Below are 11,447 nucleotides of genomic sequence, written 5' to 3' on the forward strand. Positions count from 1 at the left end.
TACAGTTAACATCAGGATCTCCCAAGACTCTATTCAACGACCGGGTAATTTGGTCGGACGTACACTCGATGGAGTATAGTAGCGCCAGGAATGAATAGAAACGATGAAATCTAAAAAATGTTTACCGGGGAAGTAGATTCTTTGTCAGATTCACTTAGAAAAAAATCAGCTCTTTTGAATCTCCACGAGATAAAACGAATCACTCACGAGTTAACTGACTGTCTTGAGTGATGTCATTTCGTCAGACTTATCAACCAGATTCCCGATCCAGCCCACACTGGGGGGGAGATCTAAATCTTCAAGGGTCGTGGGATTGACGCTCCACTGACCGGCGACTTCCATCACGTGTTCTTCATCGGGGTAACATAAATCCTCTCGTTCCCAATACGAATCGGAATCGGCGTCGGGTGAGTCGGGATCGAAGTATTTGTATCCCAGTTCGGCTTCACTGTCCGATTCTCCCCGGTCCGCCAGGATCTCACCCCGTTCGCCAAGATACGCGAATGCGCGGGTTTCAGTTCCGTTAGCAAACCGTCCCCAGGCGTGATACCCCACGACACGGTGCGTGCTGAAATACTGCACCTCGCCGAACTTGAGGGAAAGACTGGACAGCAGCTGCGTCAGGTGATCCGGTTCAGTCTCGCTGCCAAGTCCTGGCAGGTGATTCGACGCGACAAGCACCCAGCCATTGACGGGAGGCGACACGAAGGCGTGGCCGTGGTAGGCTGCAACGTTCCCTGTCTCCCAGTTGGCAGGCTGGAGATTCTCGATGTCGATCGCTTCCAGGACTGCATTTGCATTGGTGGATTTGATGGCCAGCCAGGACATCTTATAACCAAAGCCAATCGGGGAATCGGGTGTGGTATCGATTTTTTCGAAGAGTGTCTCAAGTGGTTGGGGTGCGAGGATGTCGTTGGTCGCATGGGGCAACAGGCCGTGACGATTCAACCTGAGAACCACGGCTACGACAAGAATCAAGACAATGATGAGGCTTAAGTAAATCATGCTGGCATAACCTGAAACGAGATCAATGAGCCAAGGTAGCGTTTCTTAATTCGAACGGTCTTTACCAATGACACACAACCGGGGCTAACGCCCTGCGGCTAATGGGCCTTTTCTGCGGTCTTAGTCCAGTAAACAGGGGCAACAGCACACCATCAGCCACGGTAAATTCTTACATCGTTAACGCTGTAGACCTCAAAATCAGGCTCAGATCTATTAAATAAACACTACCAAGTCTCTGTTGAAACAATGGGCAAGCGCTCAATTATAACTCGTTCGCCTCTGCATCGATAGTTTTGATGATCTTTCCGTCTTCCCGAATCTTCACTTTGGTACCCGGCGGGAACTTCAGAGAGGAAAATTCATTCGGGGGAATTTTGGGGTCGAGTTGAATACTGTGGAAGTCGTATTTGACGTGCTGTGTCCGTTTCTGTCGGCCTTCGTGTTTGGCTAAGAATGAGTTAAACCTGTTCGAGTGAGCCTGGAGCGGAAACCAGACGCCGGGACGTACTTCCTGCCATTCATCGATAATCGCCTCCGCGACGGGGATCTCTTTCGAGTAACTGTAGATATAGAACAAATCCTTTACTGGAATCAGGTTTCGATCATGGGCCAACCAGAGTTCCCTGCGACTTCGGGGAGTTCCACCGGGATTGACGATCTCAATCATCAGCTTTGTGCACTTGAGTCCCTGGCACTCTTCCGTGCCCAGAATCTGTGCTTTCAATACCGCGCCTTCACGCAGATTGGGTAGCGGTGCCCCCCGAAACTCGCCGATCGCCTTGATGCCTTTGAGATAAGTCGAGAGCGGGACATGCGCCCCTCCGTAGCGAAGCACAAACATGTGCGGACGGGCAAAATTCGGAAGACGCAATGGAGCGTTCGAAATCCCGCCGATGCTTGACTTCTGTGGCTGGTTACCCTGCCTTTCAGCGACGACATCTCCCGCCCCAAAATGACGACTGGTCGTTCCATCAAAAACAAAAATAAACTCTTTTGTTCCCACCTCCGTATAATTGGCATTGCCAATATTCCGCCTCGCTTCTCCCGAGCCGAAACCAGACACCAGCACAATAAAACGTCCTTTCGACTGAATTTCCTGTCGGAATTTCAAACCCTGAGCGACGAGTGAAATCTCCGACTCACTTTGAACGGGTTTCGGCTCGGGCTCGTCTTTGTGGAACAGAATCCCTTCCTCACTGTTGCTGGTCGTCAGATTGAGCTTGAGAGTGTTATAGAGTGCTTCGTTTTGCTCAATTTCCCGGATCAGATCCTGCAGTTCTTCACTCAGCACTGTTTTTTGAGGTTCACCTCGCGCTGAGAGCAGCATGAACACAACTACCAGCGGGATTGAGACAACACAAATCGAAGTTGTGAGTCGAATCATCTTCAATTTCTGGATCAGCATCTTCACCCTCCAGTTCTGTAGGGGCACATGGCAGACAAATTGTGTATTTTAAGAAAGCGCAGCACGACTCCCTCATGGTCGGTTCCATTGATGCTACCTTCATGATAACACCACGAACAGGGATTTTTTCGTGTCTTTCGTGAATTTCGTGGTAGTAAAAATAGAAAACAGGTGAATTCACTTAATGGCAAGGCGTTTTCTCAATCACAGTTGGCAAGCCAAAAGTGCCACCCACTATCCTAATAAACTAAGTGGAACAGCGCTTTTGCCAAATGGTTTTTCATTCTTCCTTGTTATTGTAAATCACAGGCATTTGCCCTTTCCACTGGTTCCAGAGTTCTCCATTCGTCACCAGTTCCGCCATGAAGTGGGCGACGTTGATGCGACTGGTCTGGCCTGCGTTGAAAATGGCGCTTCTTGTTGGAGAGGGATGCAACGTGTATTCGGTCACTTCACTCTCGTTCTGTAACGAATCCGGTCGTACGGCGGTCCACTCCATTGTCTGATTGTTCTGGCCGATTTGAGTACGTAAATAGTCGGCGGCCTTCTCATTATCAGAAAGCGGTGGCACGAGCAGTCGTAGTAATCCGATGACACACTTCTGTGCAAACGAAATCGGCTCGTCCAGATCGCGGTTGCTGTTCCCCGCGGTATTCATGAGCACGAACTTGACGGGTTTCTCTGAATGCGTGGCTTGAATTGCTGCACACAGACGACGCACGGTATCGGTCACCAGCAGGCGCGGCTTTCCAAACACACCCCGAAAGGACATCTGGTGTCCTAAACAGGAAGCGACCGCATCACAGCCGGTGATATACTGCTGCATTTCTTTGTGAGTCAGATCATGCACACTGGCCTGGATTTCGGAAAAGTCTTCGTTGTTCGTGATGAACTCATTAAACGTACCAGGCGTGCGGACAATGGCTTTGACCTGCTCGCCACGCTGTAATAATTGTTCTACAAGCAGCCGTCCGGTTGCACCGCTGGCGCCCACGACAAGGGTCGTCATGCTGTTTCTTTCTAAGCGAATTCGATTGCACTCACTTCTTCAGCGCAGCTGGATCAGTCGTTGATATCCTGTTCCGGAATGAATTTCAGTTTCGCCAGCCACTCCATCGACTGCTTCTGCCAGGCATCCCACATCGGGCCTTTGTAGCCATTTAAGCCGTGTCCTCCGGAAGGGAGTTCTAGAAGTTTTGAGGGAATCTGTTTCGCCTGCAGCGCTTGATAGAGAGCGCGACTGTTTTCCACAGGTACAGGCTTATCATCAATGGCGTGTGCCAGAAAAATGGGCGGCGTCTCGGAGGTGATCTGTTTTTCGTTGGAGAAGAGTTCGATCAGTTCCGGCGAGGGTTCTGCCCCCAGCAGATTCTTTTTCGAACCGCCGTGCGTTGTATTTCCCATCGTGACCACGGGGTAAACCAGGATTGCAAAGTCGGGACGACTGCTCTGGCGTCGGACGGGATCGTCTGATTGGGGATCGCCGGCGTCAAAATGTGTTGCCGCCGTTGATGCCAGATGCCCCCCTGCAGAGAAACCCATGATGCCGACTTTATGAGGATCAATGTTCCACTGCTTCGCATTTGCGCGGACAGTCCGAATGGCCTGTTGCGCGTCCATCAGCGGCACAAACGAACGTCCGTCTGGCATCCGATACTCCAATACGACCCCGGCAATGCCGTGTTGATTCAGCCATTGGGCAATGCGGTGCCCTTCTCCGCCGGTCACCAGTCCCCGGTAGCCGCCGCCCGGGCAGATGACGATCGCGGCACCGTTGCCTTTGATTGCTTCATGCACGGTGATTTTCACGTCTGCTTTCTCGAACTGATCGTCGCCCGTCGGCGCTTTACCGTTCCAGAGTGAGACCACTTTCGGCGGCAGGCTCGTCTGATTACCAGTGTCTGATTTCTTCTGCGGCGGTACGAGCAGCGTCGACAACACCTGTGCGTAAACGCGATGCCCGAAATCGTTCGGATGGTTGACGCCGTTACCGGTCAGATCCCAGTCTTGTTTCTGTTTGAGAAACTCGGTCCAGATGGAAGTCATGTCTGCCAACGCGACTCCCGGCCGACAAAGTTCCGCCAGTGCATCGCGGTATTGAGGAAACAGCTCGTGTTTGAGGCGGATCCAGTCTTTGTTACCGAGCATGGGCGCTAAAAGAATGAATTCGGTCTGAGGCCGTTTTTTGCGAATCTGTTCCATCAGGGCATTCGTATTGGCCTGATATTCTTTTACAGAGCGGCCTGCGGAATCGTTCATGCCAAACGCGATGATCACCAGATCGGGCTTGGACTCCACGACTTTGTCGACTTGCGTCAGCGCCCAGCGTGTATCTTTGCCGCCGACGGAAGGGTTTGCCATTTCAACTCTGTTCTGATAGTGGTTCTGCAGATGTTCTTTTAACAAATCGGAAAATGCGGGTTGAAACGGTGCTCCACCGGCCCAGCCTGAAGCATTACAGCCGGTGGAAATACTGTCGCCCAGCAGCACGATCGAAACGGTATCGTGTTTGCGCAGTTTTTGAACCGTGCGCGGCAGGGCTTTCTCATCAAAGACCGGCACAATTTCTTTCCAGTCGACCGGTTTGTGTTGGTAGGTAATGCAGGTCTGCATATTGTGATATTCCAGCTGACCACCAAAGAAAATTTCACCGTTACCATCACGGTGCGTCAGTTTGTGCCGTTGTGAATTATCAGGACGACGCAGATCTGCAGATGTCTTCGAAACGATTCGCGAATCTTTGGGAAGCGTTATCTCACGGGTTCCCGGTTTCCAGAGGTAGTCCCGGCCCTCTTCGTAAGTGATGTTACCCGCGGAGTTTCGAACGCTGAGTACTTTCTCGATCGGAATCAGGACCGATGCTTTCGCAATTCCGGTCTCTGGATCTCGAATAAACAGCACCGACTCTCCTTCAATAGTCTCTCCCTGCCAGAATGGTCTGAGCAGTTCTGGTGCATACTTCCACTCAGTGGGTTCAGCCGCCGATACTGTTTCTGAGAACCAGATGAAACCGGTACTCAAGCTGCAAATCAGAAGTAACACAGTTTGCACGACGTCAGTCCTGAACCGAATAAGCTGCCATTGACTGATAGAAAGTTGCCTGTTCACAAGAATCTCCGTTTGCGCTATCATTGAAAGTGATCAGAGTTAGAATACAAGATCATTTATTGTAACTGCTTTCTCCGCGTTTGTCTGCTGAATAAGGGAACGGTTTGTTGAAACCAGTCAGGGAGGACACCTCATTCCACTTCCGCCATTTCATTTCTGTCCCGGGTTGTTTGCGAAAGCCTTCGGCTCACGATCTTTCTGGTTCACTTCGTACGTGGCTGCCAATGTACTGATTGACCTGGAAGTGCTGTACTATCTCAGCAGAAATGAACCGCCGCTTCACCGTTACCTGCATACGTATGCAGGGGGACTCGCTGCGGGGATGGTGGCGGGGCTGTTGATGTTCGGCGTCATTCAGGTTCTTCGTCGCCTGTTACCCGCCGATTCACGCTGGGAAAAACGCTTAGCGCAGACACCACGACGTCAGATGCTCCGGCAATCAATCTTAGCCGGCGTGATTGGTGGCGCATCGCACATTCTGCTTGACAGTTTGATGCACGCAGAGATGCAGCCGTTCTGGCCGCTGGCTGAGGGAAATGTCCTCGCGGGAATCATCAGCGTGCCCGCTCTGCACATCACTCTGGCTGCGATTGGCTTCTTCGGCCTGATCTTCTGGCTGCTGCTCCGAGAACCGTAATCCAAGTCTCTAACAGGCAACTTGGATGATGTTTATTGACTTTTGAACTTTCGTGCGTTTCCCAGTAGGATTCTCACTCTCCCGATGAGGAAATACTGGCCGAAAGCGGCGTGGGATCATATGGAATCGGTTCTCCATATTGCCATTCTTTTGAAGTATCCACTTGCAGAATGAACGGCTTGTGAGAAATGACTTTGGCCACGTATCGCAGATCCTGGAATCGATATTTCGTTTTCCAGACCCGATGCGAGACTTTCCAGTAGGCAGGCGGGTAAGTCTCGGGATAACTGCCTTTGAACGTCCCCTTTTTATCGGTACGGACTCCTGCCATCGAATTCATCGTTTCCGACTGCGTAAAGCCCGGAATCTTTGGAAAGCCGTAGACACTCCAACCGATCAGTGATTGATTTTTGAGGTCGACCACCTGACCAGTGATGGGAATATTTTTCACGAGATCGATTGTGCCTAAATCGAAAGACTCTTGATCCGGGATGTCATATCTCCTGCCTAAAACTCCACGCTGCTTTCGGGGCAGCCAGGAGTTCACAGCCGTGTATCCATCCGCATACCGAGAGATTCGCAGATTGATGGGCCCCGGTGGAACATAGCATTCGAACCGTCCCTCAGAGTCGGTCACCAGATCAAAATTTAACCACTCAAAATTCCCGGCCCGGTTACTCACCGTCTGTCCATAGATCAACTTCATCTCGTAGTTTTTTACTTTCTCCTTAGTATCTGACTTTTGAATTCGTCCATACACTTTGACACCGGGATCGACTCGGATTTTGAGTTGCGTTTCCTGATTTGCTTTTACATCGATCCTGGCAGGCACATCGGCCCGCAGACGTTGGTTCTCAGGCAAAAACGCCGGAACAAAAATCGAACCGACTGCCAATTTCGCAACCGAGAATGTTCCGTCCGCGCCGATGGGTACATTGACAATATTTTTAAATCCGATTGGTCTTCGCGTCACAGATTGTAACGAGAACTGTAAATTCTTCGGTAACGTAGATCCTTCGGCAACCACCAACTGCCCTTTCACCGATCCCATTTCTGGAAGTTGCAGCGTGAAGTGCGGCGCCGTTTCCGTGGGGCGCACATTCAAAAAGAAATTCTGGTTATAATGCATACTGCCTGTGTTACCGGGCGGAATCAATACCATCCCCTTGATCGCCTGGGGAGCAACATGTGGCAAATGAGCCCTGCCGTCTGCTCCCGTGACTCCCGTCGACTGATCTTCCCATTTTTTCGGCATCGGATACCCAATTCCTCGCGGAACCCCAATATTACGAGGAATCACACGTACGCCTGAAACTGGTGCGCCTGCGGAGTCCTTCACATCAACCCAGGTGCCTGTCGTCGCAGCCAAAGACAACGTCGATTGTTTTCTTCTGCGCAAAGCAGCAATCACAGTTGACCAGTTGCTTCGCGCTGCCACGTACCCTTTGGCCTTCGCCCAGACAGCACCAAAATTGCGTGTCTCCCCTCCCTCAGCGGGCAATTTGATCTCATAATACCCCTCCGAATCGGCAATCGCTGACGCGATGACACGGCCTCGGAGCTCTTGCATGTTGTTGATGTCTGAGTAAGCTATCAGAATCACCTCGGCACCGCCGATTCCCAGTTGATTCTGATCCACAATCCGCCCAGCAATCGTATTTTTTTGTGGTATCTTAACCGCTGATTTTGCTTTTTCCATTTTACGATTCGACTGCTCAAGTATCTCTTTCGCGTCTGGCACGGCAGTCGATTTGACCGGAACCGGCTGTTTTGCTTTGGGCTTGGGTTGCAGCTCAAAGTTCACCACCGTTTCGCCTTCCTTGAACGGCGTTGATTTGCTGACCGCCGTCTCATAGCCTTCAGCGCGAGCACGATAAGTGTAACTACCGTTATGGGGAGGCATGGTCACGCGTTTTTTGTATGTTCCGTTCTTGCCTCTGGTCGGATCATTGGCCCAAGATAAATGGCCAGGGAGCACGCCCACATTTTCAAACGCACGTTCTACAATAAATTTCTCGATGGGTTGTCTGGTCTTCGCATCAAACACTTTACCTGTAATCAACTGTGGTTGTTTCAGGGTGATCGTTTTCTCCGTTTCAGTCCCTTCTACCGTTATTTTGAGATCACGGATGTCGGCGAAACCAGGTTTTACAATATCATAGTAGATCGGCTCACCCGGTGGTGCATTCTCCCATTGCCAGTTCCCTTGCGCATCCGTTTCAGTCGGAATCGCGTACTCCTGGAGCACACTGATCGCTGTGGTAGCGTGCCAGCTTTTCAGCATCACCCATGCTCCCTCGATCGGTTGATCCTGGGAATCGACCACATGCAGCTTTAACTTCACCCCTGGCTTGAGGGTAAAGTTCACAATCCGTTTCTGTTCTGTGGAATCATTAAGCGGACGTCCGCCAAAACCGGGAACCGACTCGAACACCGGCATAAAGCCGTGTTTCATAATCGTGATCGTAAACCGAATCCGATCGCTATTATTACGAAGCTCGAATAGTGGCGAAACTTTTTCAAAACGATACATGCCCTCTGCATCCGTCCGCGCAATGGGCCCTTTTCGTGAAGAGAGATTCAATTCGCCCAATGCCAGTACTGCTCCTTGAACAGGAGTCCCCTCTGTATCGACCACGCGTCCTGTGATCTCGAACCCTTTCTTCAGAGTCCAGGAATGCTTCAATTGTCGTAACTCGGGAATTTGCTTCGTTTGATCATAACTATTAGCAGGGCTGACGTAATCAGGATGAGACACTTTCATTGAAGCATCACTGATTGTTGCTGGTGCCAGGTCACAGCGCCACTGACCTTGTTGATCCGTCAGATAGGTCTTTTCATAGAAACCATTTTTCGCCCGATACACGGGGTTCGTGTCTTCACTGCTGGCAGAAAACAGAACACTGGCATTGGCGATCGGCTGGTTGTCTTCATCGACGACAGTTCCACCGACTGTGATCGCTTTTGTCATTTGAAAAGTGAATTCCGCCGGCAGAGGATCTTCAGCGTAGTCCTGATTCCTACCCCAAAACGCCCGCATGGGAGCATAACCGCTGGCCCGCGCTAATAAATAACAGTACCGAGGCGTCCGCGTCGGTAAAGACACCGTGAGTTTTCCCTCCTGATCGCCCGTTTGCCAGACACGTTTCTCTTCACCACCTGGCTGAACACCAATCTCTGGGTTGGGGATGGGATTCCCGTCCGCATCGATCACACGAATCTGAACACGCCACTCTTCGTTCGCTGATTCGGCGGCGACCGTTTTGTCAGTTACTTTTTCAGGAGTGACCGTATTCGGAGAGACGACTTGAGCACGAACGGCTGGCACCAGTGGGATAGCGGCAAGCATGATGCCCACAAGTCCAATGAACGCTGCCGACTTGAGATTCAATTTGACCGAAAGCCTTCGATCCGGTTTCATCAGCCGCGTGATACGTTGTTCCATGTCGCCCGCTTCGTCGAGCAGGGTCGTCGTCAATGGAACAGGAACGCCGCGAGTGACAGACCATTCGGCCACTTTGACAATCGCTTCCGCCAGGGGCAGCCCTTCGCCTAATCGCTGAACGACGTAATCGTCGCAGATGCGTTCCCGCAACTGGCTGATCTGACGATTGATCATGCGCAATAGCGGATTCCACCAGAACCCGATCCCAGCCAACTGTTGCAGAATCGCGATCAGCGTATCGTGACGAGTGACGTGTGCCACCTCATGAGCCAAAACGCAGGCAAGTTCTGACTCATTGAGTGACTCGGCTAATCCTTCAGGTATGACAATCACCGATCGCCAGAGTCCTAAAGTCAACGGAGCAGGCACAATTTCTGATTCATACACAGGTGCCATTTTACTCTGTCCCATATCCGGGTTCACCTGCAGCATTGCATTCGTGATTCGTGGATCGGTTGCTGGCCGTAATGAGCGTCGCAGTCGTTGAACGACCAACAATCCACGCACAAGCTTGATCAGAAACCAGACCGCAACGACTGCCCAAACCAAAGCCAGCATGACACCGATACTTTGAACCATTCCCGTACGCGTTCGTTTCTTGTCCGACGGTTCCACTCCGGGTGATGCGGCGACTGGCAGATCGCCTGCTTCTGAATCAGCGACGATTTCATTTTTTCGCCCGTTCTGTTCGGCTTCTGTGCTACTTTGAACGACGGCTGGTTCCTCTACAGGCGTCGTGAGTAATTTCGGTGTCCGAATCGGCATCGTCAGTGCATCATCGCCCTGATCTGCTGGCAGCGAACCATCTAAGCCGCGAGAATCCTCACGGTCCAATGCGCCCATCAAAATCGGTACAATGCCCAGCCCTTGATGGGAGGCGCCCCAGATCAGAAGCGGACTGACCAGCATCAACACGAGCGCCACACAGAACAACCCGTGCCGTGTGGGCAGCGCACAGCGACTCGATAATCGCCCCACCAAAACGGCGACGAGTCCTAACGAGATCGAAGCCAGAGCGATATTCAAAGTCAACAAACCGACCTGGGGGGAAAACGCGAAAAAGGACATTCGGTTACTCCTACTTTTTAGACTTTGAATTTGATGACTTCGAATTGAGCAATTCACGTAAGCGTGTAATCTCAGCAGGCTTGATCTTCTTAGCTCCCAGTAAGCTCATCAGAAGATCGCTGGCGGACCCAGCGAAGTAAGAGTCGACAAACTCTTTCGTGATTCCGCGCGCTGCCTGTTCACGACTCTGTGTCGCGACATAACGAAAACCATCGTCGTGTTTCTTTCGCTGCAACCAGCCTCGTTTCTCCAAACGGTCGACTTGATTCAAAACCGTCGTCCGCGTCACCGCGCTCTGTTCGCAGATCTCCTGCCAGATTTGTGTGACGGTCGCACCAGCGTCCGGCCCGTTCCAGATCACTTCCAGAATCTGATATTGCGCCGGCGTCAGCTTCCCTTCAACATTTGACATCGAACTACCTCACATTACAAAACCAGTTAAACGACAGGTGTCGTCAGTATACACAAACGACACCTGTCGTCAACCTCAGTCTGAACAGAAACGGGAAATCACCAGAAAACCGGAACCACATCTCAGTCAAAGTATGAGATTCTGTAGGCAACAGAAGCCTCCGCCTTGCATGCTCTGCTAAAAAGTGACCCGGATCATCTTCTGGGAATGGAAAGCGGATTCTGATTTATTTTTTCTACTACGAAATTCACGAAAGTTAAGTTCAATATGATTATTCAGGTGTCCTTATCATCTCGACGATGTCTCGATTGGTTTGTCAGAAACAGAAACCAGTTAATACAGAAAGCCCTCTGAAACGAGAGTTCCA

7 protein-coding genes are annotated in these 11,447 nt (G+C 51.1%); 1 reads left to right on the forward strand and 6 read right to left on the reverse strand.

The features are described from left to right. Positions 1-210: 210 nt before the first annotated feature. From Pan241w_RS18355 to Pan241w_RS29755, 4 genes are all read right to left on the reverse strand, one after another. A complete protein-coding gene (locus tag Pan241w_RS18355; RefSeq protein WP_145218647.1) occupies positions 211-1,005 on the reverse strand; it encodes a hypothetical protein in 795 nt (264 codons plus the stop codon). Positions 1,006-1,267: 262 nt separating this feature from the next. Next, the gene (locus Pan241w_RS18360) at positions 1,268-2,410 is read right to left on the reverse strand and encodes a hypothetical protein (RefSeq protein ID WP_145218649.1); all 1,143 of its coding nucleotides are present in this window, start codon (positions 2,408-2,410) and stop codon (positions 1,268-1,270) included. Between the two features lie 280 nt (positions 2,411-2,690). After that, a complete protein-coding gene (locus Pan241w_RS18365) occupies positions 2,691-3,419 on the reverse strand; it encodes an NAD(P)-dependent oxidoreductase (RefSeq protein WP_145218651.1) in 729 nt (242 codons plus the stop codon). 53 nt (positions 3,420-3,472) lie between these two features. After that, on the reverse strand, positions 3,473-5,461 hold the full coding sequence (locus tag Pan241w_RS29755; protein ID WP_232107188.1) for a GDSL-type esterase/lipase family protein: 1,989 nt from the start codon (positions 5,459-5,461) through the stop codon (positions 3,473-3,475). 223 nt (positions 5,462-5,684) lie between these two features. Between Pan241w_RS29755 and Pan241w_RS18375 the strand changes: the two genes are divergently transcribed. After that, positions 5,685-6,155: a DUF4184 family protein gene (locus tag Pan241w_RS18375; protein ID WP_198000008.1), complete on the forward strand. Its 471-nt coding sequence runs from the start codon at positions 5,685-5,687 to the stop codon at positions 6,153-6,155. Positions 6,156-6,228: 73 nt separating this feature from the next. Here Pan241w_RS18375 and Pan241w_RS18380 read toward each other — a convergent pair whose 3' ends face one another. Both Pan241w_RS18380 and Pan241w_RS18385 read right to left on the reverse strand, forming a co-directional pair. Next, positions 6,229-10,668, reverse strand: a complete 4,440-nt coding sequence (locus Pan241w_RS18380) for a M56 family metallopeptidase (RefSeq protein WP_145218655.1) — start codon at positions 10,666-10,668, stop codon at positions 6,229-6,231. A gap of 10 nt (positions 10,669-10,678) precedes the next feature. After that, the gene (locus Pan241w_RS18385) at positions 10,679-11,080 is read right to left on the reverse strand and encodes a BlaI/MecI/CopY family transcriptional regulator (RefSeq protein ID WP_145218657.1); all 402 of its coding nucleotides are present in this window, start codon (positions 11,078-11,080) and stop codon (positions 10,679-10,681) included. Between the last annotated feature and the right edge of the window lie 367 nt (positions 11,081-11,447).

The sequence above is a fragment of the Gimesia alba genome, from assembly GCF_007744675.1.
GTDB lineage: Bacteria > Planctomycetota > Planctomycetia > Planctomycetales > Planctomycetaceae > Gimesia > Gimesia alba.